The 19,738-nt window shown below is 62.6% G+C and carries 19 protein-coding genes and 1 pseudogene; 10 read left to right on the forward strand and 10 right to left on the reverse strand.

The window, feature by feature from the left end:
- Positions 1-610: pseudogene (locus tag I8N66_RS23295) on the forward strand (glycoside hydrolase); the annotation flags it as partial.
- An 87-nt stretch (positions 611-697) separates the two neighbouring features.
- Positions 698-1,117 carry a CBS domain-containing protein gene (locus I8N66_RS23300; RefSeq protein WP_291158411.1) on the forward strand — a complete coding sequence of 140 codons (420 nt, stop codon included), beginning with the start codon at positions 698-700 and terminating at the stop codon, positions 1,115-1,117.
- A 70-nt stretch (positions 1,118-1,187) separates the two neighbouring features.
- Here I8N66_RS23300 and I8N66_RS23305 read toward each other — a convergent pair whose 3' ends face one another.
- From I8N66_RS23305 to I8N66_RS23335, 7 genes are all read right to left on the reverse strand, one after another.
- Positions 1,188-1,895 (reverse strand): OmpW family protein, encoded by a 708-nt coding sequence (locus tag I8N66_RS23305; protein WP_291158414.1) that lies wholly within the window; start codon positions 1,893-1,895, stop codon positions 1,188-1,190.
- A gap of 363 nt (positions 1,896-2,258) precedes the next feature.
- Positions 2,259-3,305: an IS110 family transposase gene (locus I8N66_RS23310; protein ID WP_291158417.1), complete on the reverse strand. Its 1,047-nt coding sequence runs from the start codon at positions 3,303-3,305 to the stop codon at positions 2,259-2,261.
- Positions 3,306-3,543: 238 nt separating this feature from the next.
- Positions 3,544-4,290 carry an ABC transporter ATP-binding protein gene (locus I8N66_RS23315; RefSeq protein WP_291158463.1) on the reverse strand — a complete coding sequence of 249 codons (747 nt, stop codon included), beginning with the start codon at positions 4,288-4,290 and terminating at the stop codon, positions 3,544-3,546.
- The gene (locus I8N66_RS23320; RefSeq protein ID WP_291158420.1) at positions 4,284-5,096 is read right to left on the reverse strand and encodes an ABC transporter ATP-binding protein; all 813 of its coding nucleotides are present in this window, start codon (positions 5,094-5,096) and stop codon (positions 4,284-4,286) included. The genes I8N66_RS23315 and I8N66_RS23320 overlap by 7 nt, the downstream gene beginning before the upstream one ends.
- The gene (locus I8N66_RS23325) at positions 5,093-5,944 is read right to left on the reverse strand and encodes an ABC transporter permease (RefSeq protein WP_291158423.1); all 852 of its coding nucleotides are present in this window, start codon (positions 5,942-5,944) and stop codon (positions 5,093-5,095) included. The genes I8N66_RS23320 and I8N66_RS23325 overlap by 4 nt, the downstream gene beginning before the upstream one ends.
- On the reverse strand, positions 5,941-6,906 hold the full coding sequence (locus I8N66_RS23330; protein WP_291158466.1) for an ABC transporter permease: 966 nt from the start codon (positions 6,904-6,906) through the stop codon (positions 5,941-5,943). The genes I8N66_RS23325 and I8N66_RS23330 overlap by 4 nt, the downstream gene beginning before the upstream one ends.
- Before the next feature lie 219 nt (positions 6,907-7,125).
- On the reverse strand, positions 7,126-8,670 hold the full coding sequence (locus I8N66_RS23335) for an ABC transporter substrate-binding protein (protein ID WP_291158426.1): 1,545 nt from the start codon (positions 8,668-8,670) through the stop codon (positions 7,126-7,128).
- Between the two features lie 470 nt (positions 8,671-9,140).
- Here I8N66_RS23335 and I8N66_RS23340 point away from each other — a divergent pair, with 470 nt between their 5' ends.
- The 7 genes from I8N66_RS23340 (at position 9,141) to I8N66_RS23370 (ending at position 16,659) form a co-directional block, all read left to right on the forward strand.
- Entirely contained in the window at positions 9,141-10,220 is a 1,080-nt protein-coding gene (locus I8N66_RS23340) for a LacI family DNA-binding transcriptional regulator (RefSeq protein WP_291158430.1), read from the forward strand.
- The gene (locus I8N66_RS23345; protein WP_291158433.1) at positions 10,217-11,218 is read left to right on the forward strand and encodes an ABC transporter substrate-binding protein; all 1,002 of its coding nucleotides are present in this window, start codon (positions 10,217-10,219) and stop codon (positions 11,216-11,218) included. Before I8N66_RS23340 ends, I8N66_RS23345 begins: the two co-directional genes overlap by 4 nt.
- A gap of 105 nt (positions 11,219-11,323) precedes the next feature.
- Positions 11,324-12,151, forward strand: coding sequence for an ABC transporter permease (locus tag I8N66_RS23350; protein ID WP_113541444.1), 828 nt, complete (start codon positions 11,324-11,326; stop codon positions 12,149-12,151).
- Positions 12,148-12,927, forward strand: coding sequence for an ABC transporter permease (locus I8N66_RS23355; protein WP_060586135.1), 780 nt, complete (start codon positions 12,148-12,150; stop codon positions 12,925-12,927). Before I8N66_RS23350 ends, I8N66_RS23355 begins: the two co-directional genes overlap by 4 nt.
- A complete protein-coding gene (locus tag I8N66_RS23360; RefSeq protein WP_291158442.1) occupies positions 12,920-13,948 on the forward strand; it encodes an ABC transporter ATP-binding protein in 1,029 nt (342 codons plus the stop codon). Before I8N66_RS23355 ends, I8N66_RS23360 begins: the two co-directional genes overlap by 8 nt.
- Before the next feature lie 6 nt (positions 13,949-13,954).
- Complete coding sequence (locus I8N66_RS23365) at positions 13,955-14,875, forward strand: nucleoside hydrolase (RefSeq protein ID WP_291158445.1); 921 nt, start codon at positions 13,955-13,957, stop codon at positions 14,873-14,875.
- On the forward strand, positions 14,872-16,659 hold the full coding sequence (locus I8N66_RS23370) for an adenine deaminase (protein ID WP_291158448.1): 1,788 nt from the start codon (positions 14,872-14,874) through the stop codon (positions 16,657-16,659). Before I8N66_RS23365 ends, I8N66_RS23370 begins: the two co-directional genes overlap by 4 nt.
- A 146-nt stretch (positions 16,660-16,805) precedes the next feature.
- Here I8N66_RS23370 and I8N66_RS23375 read toward each other — a convergent pair whose 3' ends face one another.
- Positions 16,806-17,981, reverse strand: coding sequence for a M20 aminoacylase family protein (locus I8N66_RS23375; RefSeq protein ID WP_291158451.1), 1,176 nt, complete (start codon positions 17,979-17,981; stop codon positions 16,806-16,808).
- A gap of 157 nt (positions 17,982-18,138) precedes the next feature.
- Between I8N66_RS23375 and I8N66_RS23380 the strand changes: the two genes are divergently transcribed.
- On the forward strand, positions 18,139-18,855 hold the full coding sequence (locus tag I8N66_RS23380) for a phosphoribosyltransferase (protein ID WP_291158469.1): 717 nt from the start codon (positions 18,139-18,141) through the stop codon (positions 18,853-18,855).
- A 128-nt stretch (positions 18,856-18,983) separates the two neighbouring features.
- Here I8N66_RS23380 and I8N66_RS23385 read toward each other — a convergent pair whose 3' ends face one another.
- On the reverse strand, positions 18,984-19,445 hold the full coding sequence (locus tag I8N66_RS23385) for a DUF411 domain-containing protein (protein ID WP_113541449.1): 462 nt from the start codon (positions 19,443-19,445) through the stop codon (positions 18,984-18,986).
- 83 nt (positions 19,446-19,528) lie between these two features.
- The coding region (locus I8N66_RS23390) for a copper-binding protein (RefSeq protein ID WP_291158454.1) at positions 19,529-19,738 on the reverse strand (210 nt) is incomplete at its 5' end.

Consider the following 19,738-nt stretch of genomic DNA (forward strand, 5'->3'; position numbering starts at 1 on the left):
GGCTCTCGACGACGCTGCGGCCGTCCTGCAACCGTGTCAGCAGAACAGCGAAGCACTCCTCGAAAGCTTGCGGCAAAGCGGTGTGCTTCCGGGTGATAACGCCACGAATATCGATGCCGGTATCTATCAGAGCAGCACCGGCGAGATCCTGCTGAACCGCTTTGCCGGGCAATTGCGCGTTGCAACGACGGCAACCGAGGCCGCGGCCTTCTCGTCGCTCCGCGAGCCCATCGATCTCGGCACGCTGCGCATCGAGCGAGCCGACGGCAATGGGCTGATCGCGATCTCGGCGCTCGATGCGGAAGCATCCTTGGCCAAGAGCCGCCGCTTCCTCGTGATCTTTGCGACCGATGCCCAGAACACCGGCATGACGTTTCGCGACACCGAGGAAAAAGTGATCGAGGATTTCGGGCACCTGCCGGTGCGGATCCGTGAAGGCTATGCCGATCTCTCGCTGGCGCGAAATGCCGCGAGCTGGAGCGTTTCGCCGGTCGGCCTCGACGGGACCGTGCATCCGCCGATCACGCGCGGCAACGGGGGTGTTGCGTTCCGTCTGTCCAACAATGTTGCCTCCGGGCCGACCACCTATTTCCTGCTCGAACTCAGGTAAGCCATCCGCGCTCTTGCGCCTGCGTGGATCAAGGTATGGCCATGATGTCAGCCTATTCTCCGCCGCTTTCATGCAAAGGAGGATACGATGAGAATATCGGAAGCCATGCATCCCGGCGCTCGCTGGATCTCTCCCGAAACCGACATCAAGACGATCGCACGCATTATGCGGGACGAGGATATCGGCGCCTTGCCCGTTGGCGAAAACGACCGCCTGATCGGCATGGTCACGGACCGCGACATTGCCTTGCGCGCCTTTGCCAACGGGCGCGATCCCGCGTCGATGACGGCGCGCGATGTGATGACCAGGGACATCGTCTACTGCCGCACCAATGAAACGATCGAACATGCGGTCCATCTGATGGAGGCGAAGCAGGTTCGGCGCCTGCCGGTGATCGACCAGGACAGGCGCATGGTCGGAATGCTGTCGCTCGGCGACGTATCTCATGCCGGCAGCCGTCAGTTATCGGGTGAGCTCGCCAGGGCGGTGACGGCCCACCATCTCTGAAAGCTGCATTTGCAATTGCGGCGCCGTGATCGGCGCCGCAAACGGTTTTATCAGGCCGATCTGAATTGGATCAGAAGCGGTAGCTGATGCCTGTGCCGATCAGCCAGGGATCAAGCTTGACCTTGCCGCTGACGGCGCCTGCGCCGGGCAGCGTCGCGTTGACCTCGGGCTCGAGGAACAGCTTCTTGACGTCGAAGTTCAGGCCCCAATGCTCGTCAAGCTTGATGTCGACACCCGCCTGGAGCGCCACTCCAAACGTGTTCTTCATGTTGAAGCTCGAGAAATCGCCACGGGGCTTTTCGTTGTAGAACATCGTGTAGTTCACGCCGGCGCCGACATAGGGCTTGATCTCGTCGGTGACGTTGAAGTGGTACTGCAGCGTGAGCGTTGGCGGCAGAAGCCACGCCTTGCCGATTTCACCGAGGCCGGCGATCGAGCCGCTGCCGCGCGCCGTATGCGGCGTTGTGCCGAGGATCAGTTCGGCAGCGATGTTGTCGGTGAAGAAATAGGTGATGTCGAGTTCGGGCACGACCGAGTTGCTGACACCAACCTTTTCGCCGTCGAGTGCGGTGCCGTTCAGGGAGAGCGAGGCCTTGTCGTCCGGCACGACGGCCAGTGCGCGGGCACGGATCATCCATGGACCCGGCTCGCTGGCAAGAGGCATTTCCGGTGCTGCTACCGCGCTCGGCTCGGAGAGATCTGCCGCCGTCGCGATCGCGAGCGGCACCGCGAGTGCGGCAAGGAAGACGGCAGATGGTAGGATAGCGCGAGTAGGCATGATTTCCGGACCCCCAGAAGAAGTTGAACATCGCCGGTCAGGGCGTTCGGCCGCAGCTGTCTGCGGCCGGCGGCACTTCTCTAATCGGCGTGTTGAGGTCAAGCGCTTTTCGAGCTTTCCACGTCGTGTAGCATTCAACGTTTCTCCGCGGCCCGCGCTTCTCTCCGGGATCGGCTTCAGCCCTCCCACCATGGGGTTCAGTAGATGCTGTGGTCCAATCTATGCTGCATCCTGATGACGTATCATCATCGGTATAAGCGCCGCGCACGAACTCACATCACCATCGTCCGCGAAGGACGTCTTCCGCCGCGAGGCGGAACTTTGAATTTCTCTTCCTTTGAATTGCCTTGAGAACTGACTACCTTATGCGGGCATCGCGCCGGCCATCCCCTCTCGCGTCCAGCGGAATTCTGAGCCGTCCACCCACATCCGATGCATCACCACCGCAAGCCTGCGCGCCAATGCTACGTTGGCTTTCTTGCTGCCATGCCGTCGGGCGATGTTCATTGCCCATGATTTGAGCCAGCACCATTTCACCAGCCGCGTCAGCATCGACTGCGCTGCCTCATATAAAAGCGCTCGCAGCATGGCATCCCCGCACAGCGAGACATGACCGATCCGTTTGCTTTCGCCGGACTGGTTGAGCACCGGCGTGAGCCCCAGGACGGCTCCCACCGCCCGCGAATGGCGGAACCGGCTGGGAATGTCGATCGTCGAAACATAGGCGAGCGAGACAACCGGCCCGACCCCGGGCACCGTCATCAACCGCTTGCAAACGTCATCACCCTTGGCCTCGTGGATAACCTTCTTGTCCAGTTTGGCGAATTCTTCGCGCAGCTTACGCCGTCCAGCGAGCAAAGGCTCCATGATGTCCGCCAGGTCGGGGTCCGCCTCAATGAGTTCGCGTATCTTCGCCTCAAAGGTACCCCGGGAGACTACGCCGACCTTCAGCCCGAAATTGCGCAGCAGCCCACGCATATCGTTCTCAAGAGCGATCGCTTGTTCCTGTAACAGCGAGCGCGCCGTCAACAGCGCGCGCCGCTTCTGGCTCGTGAGCGTCTTCACGTGCACGTTCTTGAAAAGACCGACCCGCATCATCTGCGCAATGCCGCGTGCGTCGTTGCGGTCACTCTTGTTCGTTTGCGAAGCCTTCAGGAAGGCCTTCGTGTGGCGCGTCTCGATGCAGAATACCGGAAGCCCGGCCTTGGCCAGTCCTTCGAACAGCCATTGCGACATTGGCCCGGCCTCGAGGCCCACCCGTTCCAAGTTGAGCGCGGGATCACTCAAGATGGCAACCAAGTCCTCCGGGTGAGACATTACCTTTTTCTCCCAGCAGATCTTGCCGCTCACATCGGCAATACAAACGCTGGTTTCTTTGACAGAGACGTCGAGGCCGGCGTAATGTTTCATAGCTGCGCTTCCTCTTTCTGATGCTTGTGGCTGTTTCACACAGACCACGTTCTATCATCAGCTTGGAGCGCAGCACCTCCCTTCCGTCGGCGAAGGTGGGGCACGAAGCCGATTACCCCATCTATGCTCAAGACGGGGGTCTCAGGGGTTGTCCTGGATCAATGCGGTCGCGGATCACCAAGTCCTTGGGGACAAAGGCGGATTCGCCCGGCGGGACGGTAGTCGCGCCAAACCCTTGTCAGGCGGGCATGCGCGGAATGCTGGCAAGCAACCGCTGCGTATAGGGATGCTTGGGGGCGGCCAGAATGTCGCGGGTCTTGCCGCTCTCGACCACCTTGCCACGCTCCAGAATGATCATTTCCTCGCACAGTGCCGCGACGACGCCGAGATCGTGGGAGACGAAAACCAGCGTCAGCTTCTCGGCGAGGGCCTTGAAAAGCTCGACAATGCGGATGCGGGTGGAAAGGTCGAGCGCGCTGACGGCTTCGTCGGCGAGCACGATCTGCGGGCCAGCGACGATTGCGCGGGCGATGGCGATACGCTGCCGTTGTCCGCCGGAAAATTCGTGCGGAAAACGCCGCATGGTGTCGGAGGGCAGCCCGACCGCCCCGAGCGCTTCCGTCACCGCCTGCGTCCGATCGCCGGGAATACGGAGTGAACGCAGGGGCTCGGCGACAATGTCGATCACCCGCTGGCGCGGGTCGAGGGAGGAATAGGGATCCTGAAACACCGGCTGCACCGCGCGCCGATAGCGGCGCATGAAGGCGTTGTTGCCGGGGTCGAGCACCTCGTCGCCAAACCGGATGGTTCCGCCGGTCGGGCGGACCAGCCCGAGCATTAGGCGCAGGAGTGTCGTCTTGCCGGATCCGGATTCGCCGACGAGACCGACGCTTACGCCAGGGCGGACCGACAGCGAGACGTCGTCGAGCGTGGTCTGTTGGCGGGAATAGCCGAAGCTGACGTTTTGAAGATCGAGCATCATGATCCGGTTGCTCCCAATGCCTCGTCGAACAGGCGGGCGGCCTCGACCAGGGTCTTGGTATAGTCGTGCTGCGGGTTACCGAAGACCGAACCGACCGGACCTTCTTCGACAGCGATGCCGTTCTTCAGCACGATGACGCGTTCCACCACCTGGGCGACGACGGGCAGGTCGTGGCTGATGAACAGAAGCGCCATGCCGGTATCGCGCACCAACTGGTCCAGCAGTTTCAGGATTTCGGCCTGCGTCGTGACGTCGAGCGCCGTTGTCGGCTCGTCGGCAATCAGGAGCTTCGGGCGGCAGGCGAGCGCCATGGCGATCGCGACGCGCTGGCGCTGGCCGCCGGACACTTCGTGCGGGTAGGAATTGATGATGCGGTCGGGCTGCGGCAGCGCCACCTTGTCGATGAGGTCGCGGACTTCGCGTTGTACCGCTTCCTTCGTTGCCTTCAGACCATCCCGTTCCAGGCGTCGTCGGACCGGTTCGGCGATCTGCCGGCCGATCTTCATCAGTGGATCGAGAGCGGTCAACGGCTCCTGGAAGACAACGGCAGCGGCAACGCCGCGCAGCCGGTTCATCACTTTGTCTGCGGCGCCGACCACTTGCTGTCCGTCGAGTTCGATTGAACCGGCTACGCTGATCGAAGGCGGCAGCAGTCCGGTGGCGGCCATCGCCGTCATCGATTTGCCGGAACCGGATTCACCGATCAGGCCGACGCGTTCTCCGGGCCGGATCGTGAAGGAGAGGTCGGACACCAGCGGTTTGTCGCCGGCGCGAACGGTGAGGCCCTTGATGTCGAGCAGCGTTGTCATCGCGATCTCCCGCGTGTCGGATCGGCGATATCGCGTAGGCCGTCGGCGAGGAGATTCATACCGATGACGAGGGCGACCAACGCAATGCCGGGCGCGATCGCGCCGATCGGCGCCGTATAGACGGTGCCTTGCGCCTCCTGCAGCAGCCGTCCCCAGGAGGCGTTTGGCGGTGGTGCACCAAGGCCGAGGTAGGAGAGCGATGCTTCGGCGATGACAGCGAGACCGAACTGCAGGGCAAAGTTGACCGACAGTGTCGGCCAGATGTTGGGAAGCACATGGTGGAAGACGACACCGGCCCAGGATGTCCCCGATGTGCGCGAGGCGACGATGTAGTCTTGTCTGAGCACGCGCTTGGCGAGGATGCGGGTCAGCCGGGCGACGATGGCGGAGATGGCAAGCCCGAGTGCCAGGATCGCCGACCAGAGGCTGGCGCTGTCACTTGCCGCCACCACCAGCATGGCAAGCAGCAGGGTCGGAAAGGCAATCAGGATATCGAGCGTCGCGGCCATCACGTCGTCGGCAAGGCGCGTGGCGAAGGCGGCAAGAACGCCGAGGCTGACGCCGATTGCGGCCCCGATCGCGACTGCGCCCGTGCCGACCAGCAGCGCTGTACGCGCGCCGATCATCAGTTGGGTCATCAGGTCGCGCCCCAACCGGTCTGTGCCGAGCCAGTGCAGCAGCGACGGTGCTTCCAGCCGGCCGCCCGAGGCGTTCAGCGGATCATAGGGCGTCCAGAAAAGCGTCAGAACCGCGACGGCGAGGTTGATGCCGACGAGCGCGAGGCCGACCGTCAGGGCCAGCGAATGCCGGCGCTTCGGCGCAGAAACGGATGTCTCGACGGGGCTCATGCATTGCCTCCGACAGCGCGTTCGCGCAGGCGTGGATCGATCAGCCGCTGGGTGAGGTCGGCGGCAAAACCGATCAGCAGCACCAGCAGGGTGGAGATGAACAGCACGCCCTGAACATTCGGATAGTCGCGCTGCTCGATCGCAAGCAGCAGCATCGAGCCGAGGCCTGGCAGGGCAAAGACGCGCTCTACCACGACGGCGCCGAGCAGTGTCGTTGCAAGCTCAATGCCGAGGATCGAGACGATCGGCACCGCGCCGTTGCGGATGCCGTGACGAATGAGCGCTTCGGGGAAGCTGGCGCCGAGCGCGCGCGCGGTGCGCAGATAATCGCTGCCGAGAACGTCCTTGGTTGCCGAGCGGACATAGCGCAGCAGCGAGGCGCCCATGACGAGGCCGATCGTCATCACGGGCAATGCCAGCGCATAGAGAACCTGCCCCTCGTTCTGCCAGCCGCGGCGGGGAAAGCCACCCGAAGGGAAGAGCCGGAAAGTGACGGCAAAGACGGTGACCAGCAGGATGCCCACCCAGAAGACGGGGATCGCGATACCGAGCTGCGAGACGGTCGAAATCAATCCACCATACCAGCGGTTGGCCTTGACGGCGGAGAGGATGCCGAGCGGAACCGCGATCAGGATGGCGAGCACGAAACCCATCAGCGCCAGCGGCACGGTGACCGTCAGTCGTGCGGCGATCTCCTCGATCACCGGCTTGCCGCTGACGAAGGACGTGCCGAGATCGAAACGGGCAAGGCTCGCAACAAAGCGGAGGAACTGCTGCCAGAGCGGCAGGTTCGAGCCCACCTGTTCACGCGCCTTCTCGATCTGCGCAGCATCGGCGCCGACGGAGAGAAGCGCATTGGCGGGGTCGCCGGGCAAAAGGCGCAACAGCACAAACAACACCACCGCTGCAATCAGCAGCGACAGGAGCAGAATGGCAAAACGGCGGACGAGATAGGTGAGAATGGCTGCATTCCTTTCTTCTCACGGGGTCCGTGATCAGAGAGCTGGCTTTTGCACCAAAAAGAAGGGGGAGGCTAGAGTGTCTCTCATCTTTGGAAGTGCCTGTGGAAGGCCGGAGAGATGGCTGGACGAATTGGCGCAAAACGCAGTCAGCCCCCGGATCGGATCCAGGGGCTGTCGTTTGTGCATCCGGCGCTAGCGCACAGCGGGTGATAGTGCCGCTTACTGCTCGCTCTTCTTGATGCCGTAGGCGAAGAACTGCGAGTTCAGGCCATTCACCGGATAGCCGGTCACGGCCGAGCTCGAAACGACGATCTGCGGATAGAGGTAGAGCCAGTTGCTGGCGGCGTCCTCGGCGATGATCGTGTTGGCTTCACGAAGCTTGGCGGTCTGCTCGTCGGTGTTTGCTGCCCCTTCCGAGGCCTTGATCAGGTCGACGACCTTGGGGTTGTTGTAACCCCAATAGAAGTCCGGGTTGCCGTAGAAGACGATGTCGCGGTGATTGACGTGCTCCTGTAGCGTCGCCTGGAAGTCATGCGCCTTGTAGACCTTCGTGTACCACTCGTTGGCGGTGATCACGTTGATCTCGACCTTGATGTTGACCTTGGCGAGTTCGCTCTGGATGAACTGCGCGACGATCGGGTGCGGGTCGTAATTCGGTGTGTCGAGTTTGAAGGTGAAGCCATCGGCAAAGCCCGCTTCCTTCAACAGCGCCTTCGCGCCTTCCACGTCATAGGCGTCGACGGCGGTCAGATCCACGTACCAGGGGTCCGTCGGCGGAACGAAGGAGCCGATCAGCGTGCCGTATTCACCCCAGATCGATGTCAGCAGTTTCTTGTCGTCGATGGCGCGGGCGATCGCTTTCCGGACCTTGACGTTGTCGAAGGGGGCGACGCGGTCGTTGAAGGCGAGCAGTTCCTTGGTCGTCGACTGGCCGGCCGTGACGGTGAAGTCAGGATTGTCCTTGAACTGGGCGATCGAGTCCGGGCTCTGGACGCTGGTGATGATATCGACGGCGCCGGTCAGCAGCGCATTGTTGAGCGCGGTCGCATCGGTGAAATACTGGAAGACGACTTCGCCATTGGTGGGGGCGGTGCCCCAGTATTTGTCGTTCCGCGTGAGTGCCAGCGACGAACCGCGGCGCCACTCGTCGAGGCGATAGGGGCCGGTGCCGTCTTCGCTGGCATTCAGGTCCTTCGCCGCATCGTTGACGATCCAGACGTAGCTCAGATTGTAGGGCAGCGAAATCGAGCGCTCGGACAGCTTGACGACGACCGTCTGGTCATCCGGCGTCTCGATGGCGCTGATCGTCGCGAGGCTCTTTTTGCGCGAGCTCTTGGATTGTTCTGAAGTCACGCGCTCAATGCTGTGCTTCACGTCGGCGGCGGTCAGCGGATCGCCGGAGTGGAAGGTGACGCCAGGGCGAAGCTTGAATGTGTAGGTGAGGCCGTCGTCGCTAACGCTCTGTTCGGCAACGAGACCGGGTTTAACCTCGCCGGCATCGGTCAGCGTGAACAGCGCTTCGTAGACATTGCCGTTGAAGGCTTCGTTGATGCCCTGGCCGGCGCCGGCGGTGTTGTCGAGGTTCTGCGGCTCATAGAGCGAGCCGATCGTGATCGAAGCGTTCGGGTCGAACTTCGCGTCTTCGGCGAAAACGGCCGTGCTCGACGAGAGCGCGAGCGCCAGCGTGGCGGCTGCCAGGGTTGCGCCTCGCGCCCGGCGGGCCTGCCCCGCGGTCTTGCCAAAGCCGATGATATTGCCAGTCATGTCCCAAACTCCTGCATTATGCCTGTCGCGCGTTTCGCGCTGCCATCCGATTGTACGCATCTGACGATTGCGATGCATCATACTTATTCCCTAGTAATTTAGTGGGTAAATTGGTTCCTTTTGTTGGTCGAAGTTGAAATTTGTACCCGCGATCACGGCGTCTGTGGCGAAGTTCTTTTCTGACGACGATCGGCGTTCCGCACATCAGATATATCAGGAGACAACGATAAACGCTTTGCAATACTAGTAGGTTAGAGCGTGTTCGGCACGTGACCGTTGTCACTTCGCTGTGAGATTCGCCATTCGCAACATCGGTTCAGGCGATGAAGCGGCCCGCTGATTGTCGTCCACAACGTATTTCCCTTGAAAATTGCAAAATGCGATGAGCCGGCAAAAAGATTCGACAGTCAGGGGATTCTGATATATCGCCTGATTAATCGTTTAATCACGCGATAGCGGAAACCACTGACTTGGCGCGTTCCGGACCAAAACTGACGAGGATTGCCAGAACGCTCGGCGTGTCCGCGGCCACGGTCTCGAACGCGCTCTCGGGCAAGGGCCGCGTCTCCGCCGAGATGGTGGAGAAGATTCGCGCGACCGCTGCCGAGCTCGGTTACGTGCCGAGCCAGGCGGGCAGGGCGCTTCGCACGGGCCGCACTGGGGTGCTCGGCCTCGTGCTTCCCGATATCGCCAATCCGCTCTTCCCACAGATCGCCCAGGCGATTGAGCTTGCTGCCTCCTCCTCCGGTTATGGTGTGCTGATCGCCGACTCCCGCGGCGACGTCTCGACCCAGACCAAGGCGATCGAGCGCCTGATCGATCGTGATGTCGATGGCCTCGTGATCGTGCCGCGGCGCGGCACGCGCATCGCCGATGTCGGCTGTCCGGTTGCCGTCATCGATACCCCCTCGACGCCGGGCAATACCGTTGCCGCCGACCATTGGGGTGGCGGCCAGCAGATCGCCGAGCACCTGAAGGCGCTCGGGCACCGCCGCGTGCTGATCATCGGAAACAATCCCGCCTCGAATGTGCAGAACGACCGCGCCGGCGGTATCCGCTCGGTCTTCGGTGAGGGCACCCACACCGACACGCTCTGGATCGAGCCACTGGAAAAAGTGGCCGGCAAGGGCTGTCCGCTCGGGCTCGCGGACAAGGTGGCGCAAGGCTACACCGCCTTTGCCTGCATCTCCGATCTCCATGCGCTCCGGGCACTGACCGAATTGCAGCGCGCCGGCATCAACGTGCCGGAAAAGGCGAGCGTCACCGGCTTCGACGACCTGATCTGGTCACCGGTCATCACGCCGGCGCTGACGACGGCCCGCATGGACATGACCGAGATCGCGGCGATCGCCGTCGCTGCCCTCGTCAAGGCGATCAGCGAGCGCGACCCGTCTGATCCAGAGATTGGTGCCCCGGTTACGGCCGAGAAGGCCAAGGTGCCGATGCACCTGGTCGTCCGGCAATCGGCGGCCGCACCGCCCGCGTTTCAACCAGTTCTTACCACTGCCACCGCAGCTACATCCGTCACCGAAGGAGGACACCAGCCATGAAGAAGTTCTTGCTTGCCTCGAGCGCGCTTTTGCTCGTCGGCGCCAACGCCGCGTCTGCTCAGGAAAAGACGCTCACCATTTCCGTCTACGGCTTTGCCCAGGACGCATTCAAGGAACTGGTCTACACGCCGTTCGAACAGAAATGCGGCTGCAAGCTCGTCGTCGAAACAGGCAACAGCGTCGAGCGCCTGGCAAAGATGGAAGCCAACAAGGCGAGCCCGGTCGTCGACATGGCCGTGGTTTCCATGGCCGATGCGCTTTCCGCCACGCGCGCCGACCTGATCGAAAAGATCGACACGTCGAAGCTTTCGAACTTCAACAAGCTCTATGACCTCGCCAAGGACCCGAACGGCGACGGCATGAGCGTCGGCTACACCTTCTATGCCACCTCGATCGTCTACCGCTCGGACAAGATGGAAGTGAACTCCTGGGCAGATCTCTTGAGCGACAAGAACGCCAGCCACGTCGCCTTCCCGAACGTCACCACCAACCAGGGCCCGCCGGCGCTCTACATGGTCGGCGAAGCCATCGGCAAGAACGCGCCTGACCTCAAGGAAGCGATCGCCGCCGTCGGCGCCAAGAAGGACGATATCGTCACTTTCTACGTCAAGTCCTCGCAGCTCGTGCAATTGATGCAGCAGGAAGAGATCTGGGCCGCACCGATCGGTCGCTTCTCTTGGGAAGGCTTCACCAAGCTCGGCCTGCCGATCAAGTGGGCAACGCCCAAGGAAGGCCAGACCGGCGGCATGAACGTCATGGTGCTGACCAAGGGCGGTAAGAACCAGGACTTCTGGCTCTCGACCGAAATCCAGACGGCCCTTGCCGAAAAGCTGGTCGACAGCCCGGCCAACAAGGAAGTGAAGGTCTCGCCCGAGATCGCCGAAAACCTCACCTACGGCGAAGAAACCGTGAAGAACCTGAAGCTGATCCCGTCGGCCGTTGCCCTGGACAACCGCGAAGCGTGGCTGTCGGAGTGGAACGCGCAGGTCGGCCAGTAAATCCAAGCAACTGCTACCTCCACCGGCGGGCCTTGGTCGCCGGTGGAGACCTCATGCTTCGGGCGCGATCACGTGGCGCCCACGAATGCCTCGAAAGGAAGAAGGATGTTCCAGAACCGCGCCGAAGCCCTGGCGCTCGCTCTGCCCGCAGCGGTCTTTGCGGCGATCGTCTTTCTGGCGCCGGTGGTGATCCTGCTGGCGGAAGGCTTTCGCAGTGCCGACAGCTGGTCGCTGTCAGCCTACACGACCTTCTTTTCCGATCCGCTGAACCGCACCGTCTTCCTGCGCACCTTCCGGCTCGGCCTGATGGTTACCGCCGTTTCGGCGGTCATCGGCTATGCGGCCGCCTTTGCGATCGTCAATCTGACGCCGCGCAACAAAGGACAGATGATCGGTCTTGTCGTGCTGCCGCTGATGATCTCGTCTGTTGCGCGCACCTATGCCTGGATCGTCATTCTCGGCCGTACCGGCATCGTCAACCAGGCGCTGCAGCTCGTCGGCCTGTCAGATGAGCCGATCCGCTTTCTCTTCACCGAGACTGCCGTGTTCATCGGCCTCTTGCAGCTCTTCCTGCCGCTGATGATCCTTTCGCTGATCAGCGCGCTCGAAAACATGCCGAAGGATGCAATTCCGGCAGCGCGCGTTCTCGGCGCCAACTGGATCCAGGTGTTCTTCAAGGTGATCCTGCCGCTGACCAAGGAAGGCCTTGTCATCGGCGGAACACTGGTCTTCACCGGTTCGCTCACCGCCTACATCACGCCGGCGATCCTCGGCGGCTCCAAGGTGCTGATGCTCGAAACGCTGCTCTATCAGCGCGTCACGGTGGCCAATGATTTCGTCGCCGCCAGCGTCATCGCGTTCATCCTGATCGTCATGAGCTTTGCCGCCAATCTTCTCCTGAAACGGCTTGCCACTGCGAGGAACAAGCGATGACACCTCGCATCTTTACTCCGCTCGTCCTCTTCCTGGTGATCGGCTTCCTGATCGGGCCGTTCTTCATCATCGTCGCCGCGTCGCTTTCCGGCGGTGAGACGCTGGCCTTCCCGCCGCAGGGCTTCTCGCTCAAATGGGTCGCCAAGGTCTTCACGGTCGAGAGCTTCCAGGAGAGTTTCGCGATCTCGATGCTGCTTGCGATCGGTGGCACGGCGGCCGCTCTCGTGCTCGGCGTTCCCGCCTCTTACGCCCTGTCGCGCTACAAGCTGCCTTTCGGCGAAACCATCCGCACGATCGTCTCGCTGCCGATCATCGTGCCCGGCATCATCGTCGGCCTGGCGCTCTTGCGTTACATCGTCGTGCCCTTTGGCCTCAACATCACGCTGACCCTGTTCCTCGCCCACACCGCGCTGGTTCTGCCTTATGCGGTACGGGTCGTCTCGGCGAGCCTCAACAATCTGCGCTCCGATATCGAGGAGGCCGCGGTGCTGCTCGGCTCCTCGCGCGCAGGCGCCTTCTTCCGGGTGGTGATGCCGAACATCCGCAGCGGTATTCTTGCCGCCTTCATTCTCGGCTTCGTCACGAGCTTCAACCAGGTGCCGGTGTCGCTCTTCCTCTCCGGCCCGGGTGTGCGCACCCTGCCGATCGACATGCTCTCCTATATGGAGATCACCTACGATCCGTCGGTCGCAGCCCTCTCCGCGCTGCTCGCTTTCATGTCCATCGGCATCGTCTTCCTTGCCGAACGCTTCCTGGGATTCTCTCGCTATGTCTGATGCCGCTTTCCTCAGCCTTGAAAAACTGACGCTCGCCTATGGCGACACCGTTGCGGTGAAGGATCTCGACCTTTCGATCCGCAAGGGCGAACTGGTGGCATTCCTCGGTCCGTCCGGTTGCGGCAAGACGACGACGATGCGCTCGATCGCCGGCCTGCTGTCGCCGGCCTCAGGCGCGATCAAGCTCGATGGTGCCGACATCACCCGCGTGTCCGCCAACAAGCGTTCGGTAGGCCTCGTCTTCCAGTCCTACGCGCTCTTCCCGCACCTGACCGTGTTCGAAAACGTCGCTTTCGGCCTGCGGCTGAAGAAGCTGCCGGCTGCCGATATCGAGAGCAAGGTGACGGCCGGCCTGAAGTCTGTCGGGCTTTCGAAGTTCTCCGCCCGTAAGCCGGGCGAGCTTTCGGGCGGCCAGCAGCAGCGTGTCGCGCTCGCGCGCTCCATGGTCATGGAGCCGAAGGTGCTGCTTCTCGACGAGCCGCTGTCGAACCTCGACGCCCGCCTGCGCCTCGAAATGCGTACGGAGCTGCAGCGCGTGCAGAAGGAAACCGGCGTCACGATGATCTTCGTCACCCACGACCAGGGCGAAGCCCTGTCGCTGGCGGACCGGATCGTCGTCATGCTGAATGGCGCGATCGAACAGATCGGCACGCCCGAAGATATCTACAACCGCCCGATCTCCCGCTTCGTCGCCGACTTCGTCGGTTTCGAGAACATCTTTGCCGTCGAGGGCGGCAAGCTGAAGGCCGGCAACGGCCCGATCGATCTTTCCGGATCCCTGCCGCCTGACACGGCAGGGCTTGCGTGGCGTCCGCGCATGGTGACCCTTGGTTCAGGTCCTTTCCAAGGCACCGTGCGCGGAGCCTCTTTCTCCGGCAGCACGCGCGAGTATCTGCTCGATACGCCGCTCGGCGCCATCAAGGCGGAAGAGGATGCAGCACTTGCAGCACGTGAAACCGGCTCTGCCATCGCCTTCGACCTGCCGGTCGAGAAGGCCGCGCGCCTCAAGAAGTTCGGGTAACGATAAATGGGTGTCTGGATCGATACGGACATGGGCTTCGACGACATCGCCGCGGTGCTTGTCGTCCTTCATGCCGGTGAAGAAATCGATGGCGTGTCGCTCGTTTTCGGCAATACGCCGCTTGACCAGGTGAAGCGCAATGCCGCCGGCGCCGCGCGCGCTTTCGGCTGGGCTTTCGCCGTACACGAAGGGCGTGCCCTGCCGGTGCTCGGCAAGCTTGAGACTGCCGAACGGATCCTCGGCGAAGCCGGCATGCCGACCGCTGGTCTGACGCTGCCGGAAGCCGATGCTTTGCCTGTCAGCGACGCCTTTGCTGCCCTTTGTGGCTGGCTGGAGCAGGAGGGGCCGAAGCGCATTCTGGCGCTCGGACCGCTCACCAATCTCGCAGCCCTTTGCCTTGCCCGCCCGGACTTGGCCAGCCGGATCACCGATCTCACCTGGATGGGCGGCGGTGTCACCAGCGGCAACCACACGGCGTCTGCCGAATTCAACGCTTTTGCCGACCCGGAAGCACTGGCGATTGTGATCGCGCATGGCCTGCCGCTGCGCATGGTCGATCTCGATCTCTGCCGCAAGGTTTTCGCCTATCCTGACGATGTCGCGCCGATCCGCTCGGCAGGCGGTGCCAATGCGGGGCTTATCGCCGATCTGCTTGCCGGCTACATCTCCATCGGCACCAGCCGCGGCCGGCCGGGCATGGCGATCTATGACCCGTCAGCGGCCGTCGCCTTCGTCAATGCGGGCGCGATCTCGTTTCGCAAGGCGCGCATCGATGTCGAACTCGGCGCGACGCTCACCCGCGGACGCACCGTCGTTGAAACGCGCGAAAGCCATGCGATTTTCAATGCCGAATATGCAGTCGACGCCCATGTCGAGACGACACGGGCACAGATCCTGGGCGCCCTGATGAAGGAAGCGCAGAAGTGAGTTCCGTAGAGCAGCCTCAGGACTTGATGGATGCGGCGCTCCGCACCCGGGCAGTGGCCGCAGCGCGTGGTGATGCGCCGTTCGACGTATTGATTTCGGGCGGTACGCTCGTCGATGTGGTGACCGGCGAGCTTCGCCCGGCCGATATCGGGCTCGTTGGATCGTTGATCGCAAGTGTCCACGAACCGGGCGCGCGCTCCGATGCGGCAACCATGATCGAAGGGACGGGCGCTTTCGTTTCGCCCGGTCTGATCGACACCCATATGCACGTCGAGAGTTCGATGGTGACACCGGCAAGCTATGCCAATGCGGTGCTGCCGCGTGGCGTGACGACCGTCGTCTGGGATCCGCATGAGTTCGGCAATGTCAACGGCGTTGCCGGCGTGCGCTGGGCCGCTGACGCCAGTCGCGATCGTCCGCTGCGCACAGTGCTGCTCGCGCCGTCGAGCGTGCCGTCAGCACCGGGCCTGGAACTGGCCGGTGCCGATTTCGACGCTGGTGTGATTGCCGACATGCTGAGCTGGCCGGAAATCGGCGGTATCGCCGAAATGATGAACATGCGCGGCGTCATCGACGGCGAAGCGCGTATCACCGGGATCGTTCAAGCGGGGCTTGCTGCCGGCAAGCCAGTCAACGGCCATGCGCGCAGCCTTACCGGTGCAGATCTGCAAGCTTTCGTTACCGCCGGCGTCAGCTCCGACCACGAGCTCGTCTCGGGTGACGATCTGATGGCGAAGCTCCGGGCCGGTCTGTCGATCGAACTGCGTGGCTCGCATGACCACCTGTTGCCGGATTTCGTCAATGCACTCAATGCGCTCGGCCATCTTCCTCAGACGGTAACGCTCTGCACCGACGATGTCTTCCCGGACGATCTTGCCCATGCCGGTGGCCTCGACGACGTCGTTCGTCGACTGGTGCGCTATGGCCTGCCCGCCGAATGGGCGCTTCGGGCGGCAACGCTCAACGGCGCCGTGCGCCTCGGCCGTCACGATCTCGGGCTTGTGGCGCCGGGACGTCGGGCGGACATCGTGGTCTTCGAAGATCTCTCTAACTTCCGCGCGCGCACGGTCATTGTCGACGGCAAGGTGATTGCAAATGCCGGACGGATGATCGAGCCGTTGAGCGGTATCGCCGCCGAGACGCTGCACGGCACGATGAAGATCGCGCCACTTTCGGATGACGACTTCCGCATTCCAGCCGATGGCACGAAGGTCCGCGTCTCGACGATCGACCGGCCGCGCTTCACCCAGTGGGGCGAAGCCATTGCTAAGGTCGAGGACGGATTCGTCGTTCCGCCAGAGGGTACGACCCTGATCGCAGTGGCGCACCGTCACGGACGCGCTGATAGCCGGCCGGCTGTTGGTCTGTTGTCGAGTTGGGGCACCTGGCGCGGTGCCTTTGCAACCACGGTCTCGCATGACAGCCACAACCTCACGGTCTTCGGCGGCAATGCCGCTGATATGACGGTCGCGGCCAATGCGGTGATCGCCGCCGGTGGCGGCATGGCTGTGGCGTCCGGCGGAAAGGTGGATGCGCTGCTGCCTCTGCCGCTCGCCGGGCTGGTCTCGGAAAAGCCGCTGGAAGAGGTCGCAAAGAGCTTTGCCGAACTCCGCGAAGCGGTCGGCCGTATCGTCGATTGGCAGCCGCCCTATCTGGTCTTCAAGGCCTGCTTCGGCGCGACGCTCGCTTGCAATGCCGGCCCGCACCAAACCGATCGGGGCATCGCCGACGTGGCGACGGGCAAGGTCATGGAAAGCCCGATCCTCGAGATTCTTGAAGCATGACTTTAACAGGCCGCCCGTGCAGGGCGGCCGAGTATAGGTGGGAGCCGAACTTGCAGGTTCTGATCATCTCAAGGTTCAAATAAACGCGCTAAATCCTTGAGATCGCAGGCTTGCGACTGACCTCGCAGGCCTTTGCAAGAAACGCGCTACTTGGCGCGTGCCAGTTCCTGCTCCACCAGAGTCGACCAGAAGGCGACGCCCGGGCCGATCGCCGCGTCGTTGAAGTCGTAAGCCGTGTTGTGGTGCAGCGCACCGTCGACGGCGGGGCCGTTGCCGAGCCAGACATAGCAGCCGGGGGCTTCCAGACCGAAGAAGGCGAAATCGTCGCCGGCGGTTGACGGCGGAAATGCCGTCCGTGTCTTCTTGCCGAACACCGCCTGTGCGGCGCTCAACGCTCGGGCAGTGGCATCCGCGTCGTTGACGACGGGCGGAATGCGTCGTTCAAACTCGTAGTCGACGGAGATTCCGTACATCTCAGCAGTACCGCGGGCAAGACGACCGATCTCGGTTTCGAGTTGGTCGCGGACTTCGGGCGTATAGGCGCGCGCGGTCCCGCCGATCTCGACGATATCAGGAATGACGTTGAGCGCCTTCGGGTCGCCGGCCCGCACCGAGCAGGCGCTGACGACGGCCGGCTGCAGCGGATCGACGACGCGGCCGACGATCGACTGCAGCGAGGCAAGGAAGGTGCCTGATGCCGTCACCGGATCGCGGCCGAGATGCGGCTTGGCGCCATGGGTGCCGACGCCACGGAAGGTGAGCCGCCAGCTATCCGATGAGGCAAGCTGCGGGCCGGCGACGACGGCCATCTCGTCGGGATCGAGGCCAGGCATGTTGTGCAGGCCGTAAACCGCGTCGCAGGGGAAGAGGCTAAACAGTCCGTCCTCGACCATGCGCTTCGCGCCACCGCGCCCTTCTTCGGCCGGCTGGAAAATGAAATGCACGGTGCCGGAGAAATTGCGCGTCTTCGCCAGATGGCGGGCCGCGCCGAGCAGCATCGTGGTGTGGCCGTCATGGCCGCAGGCATGCATCTTGCCGGCCTCGCGAGATTTGTAGGGGCGATCGGCGATCTCGGGCATGGCGAGTGCATCCATGTCCGCGCGAAGACCGATAGAGCGCGTACCGTTGCCCACCTGCAGCGTGCCGACGACACCGGTTTTTCCCAAGCCACGGTGGACCTTGAGGCCCGCTTCTTCAAGCCATTTGGCAACGAGGTCGCTGGTGCGCACCTCCTCGAAACCGAGTTCGGGATGAGCATGCAGATCACGACGGAGGTCGGTGAGGAAGGTGAGGTCGTCGGCTATTCCGTCAGGCAGGCGCATCGGCAGGCATTCCCATGTTTCATTGCGCGAAGGGGCTTGTGAATTCCGCGTGCTTTGCTTGAGCCGCGTTGCCCTTTCGGTTTGATCGAAGTCGCAAACGGTATAGACGATAACGGCCGGGACCAGAACAGCAAGCCGGCCTTTTTGATCGCCTTTCATTTCGGGCGAAAGCGCGCAGACGAGGACCGGACCGATGCAGCCCCACGACTTCTGGCAGGAAATCTATCCGCCGAAAAGCTTCGATATTCAGATGGGTTACCGCGATTTCTTTCCAACGTCTCTCGGTGATGGCAGACAGATCCTCTTGCCGATCCGTCCGCTCGCCGACGGCAAGCACGCGCTGGCCTCGCTGATCGTCAATCAGGCGAGTTTTGCCGTCGAGGACGCATTGGCAACGGAACTTGCGGCGAAGCTCGCGCCCCATGAGCCCGAAGTCATCGCCGGTCTGCCGACGCTCGGCCTCACGCTCGCCTCGGCCGTCGCCCGAAAGCTCGGGCACAGCCGCTACGTGCCGCTCGGTACATCAAGGAAATTCTGGTATGTCGACGATCTCTCTGTGCCGCTCTCCTCGATCACCACGCCGGACCAGAAGAAGCGGCTCTATGTCGATCCGCGCATGCTGCCGTTGCTTGAAGGAAGGCGCGTGGCGCTGATCGACGACGTGATTTCCAGCGGCACCTCGATCCTTGCCGGGCTGACACTGATGGAGACCTGTGGCATCGAACCGGTCGGGATCGGCGCAGCCATGCTGCAGACCGAGCGCTGGCGCCAGCCGCTTGCCGACCGCGCGTCCCATTGGCCGGAGCGTGTCGTCGGCGTCTTCCAGACCCCGTTGCTCACCAGCAACGAAGACGGCAGCTGGCGAGGGGCTTGATCGAGCGCAGGAGTGGGGTCGCGCGTCTCAACTGGTCGAGATCGAAGTCGGGCGCCACCGTGTTCGCGGAGACGCCCGAACTGTTTCCCGCCGGATTGCCCGAGAGGGCGCCAAACGGCAGGGATTCTTTAGTTCGCCGGCCGAACCTGATAGTAGACCGTCGGCTGAGCACCTGCTTTGGCGATCGTATAGACGTCGTAGGAAGCCTGCGGATCGTTGCCCATGCCGAGCGAGCCCGAGGGCATGCCGGGAACCGCAATACCGGCAACGTCAGGCTTTTCGGCCAGTAGCTTCTTGACCGCTTCGAGTGGTACATGGCCCTCGATGACATAACCGTCGATGACTGCGGTATGGCAGCCTTCCATGTCGGCGGGAACCGCAAAGCGCGTCTTGATCACCGACATGTCGGCCTCATCGCGCACCTCGACCTTGTAGCCGGCCGCTTCCATGGCGTCGGCCCATTGCTCGCAGCAGCCGCATTGTGGATCCTTGTAGACGGCCATGGTACCGGTTGCCGCGACCGCGCCCGTTGCAAAGAGGGTGATGCCCGCGATCGTGCCCGCCACGAAATGCCTGCGTAATACGTTCATCGAACATTCCTTTCCATTACTTGCCTGATTTCAGGATTGTGGCGCCCGGGCCGCGCAAAGTCGACCCGGGCAGTTTGTCGCTGTTACTTGATCTCGGTCACGGTCAGCTTCCCGTTGACCCGGTCGGCGACGAATTCGATCGCAGCACCTTCCTTGAGTTTGGCAAGCACCGCGTCGTCGGCGCGGAACACCATGGTCATGGCCGGCATGTCGAGGTTCTTCAGGTCCTCGTGGTCGATCGTCACCTTCTTGGCCTGGGTGTCGATCTTCTTGACGACGCCCTTGGTGAACTC

Source organism: Ensifer sp. SSB1, assembly GCF_016652895.1.
Classification (GTDB): Bacteria; Pseudomonadota; Alphaproteobacteria; order Rhizobiales; family Rhizobiaceae; genus Ensifer.

What these genes read in the sequence shown, in the direction of transcription:
- I8N66_RS23300 (WP_291158411.1), top strand. Translation starts at nt 698, where the DNA reads ATGAGAATATCGGAAGCCATGCATCCCGGCGCTCGCTGGATCTCTCCC.
- I8N66_RS23305 (WP_291158414.1), bottom strand. Translation starts at nt 1,895, where the DNA reads ATGCCTACTCGCGCTATCCTACCATCTGCCGTCTTCCTTGCCGCACTC.
- I8N66_RS23310 (WP_291158417.1), bottom strand. Translation starts at nt 3,305, where the DNA reads ATGAAACATTACGCCGGCCTCGACGTCTCTGTCAAAGAAACCAGCGTT.
- I8N66_RS23320 (WP_291158420.1), bottom strand. Translation starts at nt 5,096, where the DNA reads ATGACAACGCTGCTCGACATCAAGGGCCTCACCGTTCGCGCCGGCGAC.
- I8N66_RS23325 (WP_291158423.1), bottom strand. Translation starts at nt 5,944, where the DNA reads ATGAGCCCCGTCGAGACATCCGTTTCTGCGCCGAAGCGCCGGCATTCG.
- I8N66_RS23335 (WP_291158426.1), bottom strand. Translation starts at nt 8,670, where the DNA reads ATGACTGGCAATATCATCGGCTTTGGCAAGACCGCGGGGCAGGCCCGC.
- I8N66_RS23345 (WP_291158433.1), top strand. Translation starts at nt 10,217, where the DNA reads ATGAAGAAGTTCTTGCTTGCCTCGAGCGCGCTTTTGCTCGTCGGCGCC.
- I8N66_RS23350 (WP_113541444.1), top strand. Translation starts at nt 11,324, where the DNA reads ATGTTCCAGAACCGCGCCGAAGCCCTGGCGCTCGCTCTGCCCGCAGCG.
- I8N66_RS23355 (WP_060586135.1), top strand. Translation starts at nt 12,148, where the DNA reads ATGACACCTCGCATCTTTACTCCGCTCGTCCTCTTCCTGGTGATCGGC.
- I8N66_RS23360 (WP_291158442.1), top strand. Translation starts at nt 12,920, where the DNA reads ATGTCTGATGCCGCTTTCCTCAGCCTTGAAAAACTGACGCTCGCCTAT.
- I8N66_RS23365 (WP_291158445.1), top strand. Translation starts at nt 13,955, where the DNA reads ATGGGTGTCTGGATCGATACGGACATGGGCTTCGACGACATCGCCGCG.
- I8N66_RS23375 (WP_291158451.1), bottom strand. Translation starts at nt 17,981, where the DNA reads ATGCGCCTGCCTGACGGAATAGCCGACGACCTCACCTTCCTCACCGAC.
- I8N66_RS23385 (WP_113541449.1), bottom strand. Translation starts at nt 19,445, where the DNA reads ATGAACGTATTACGCAGGCATTTCGTGGCGGGCACGATCGCGGGCATC.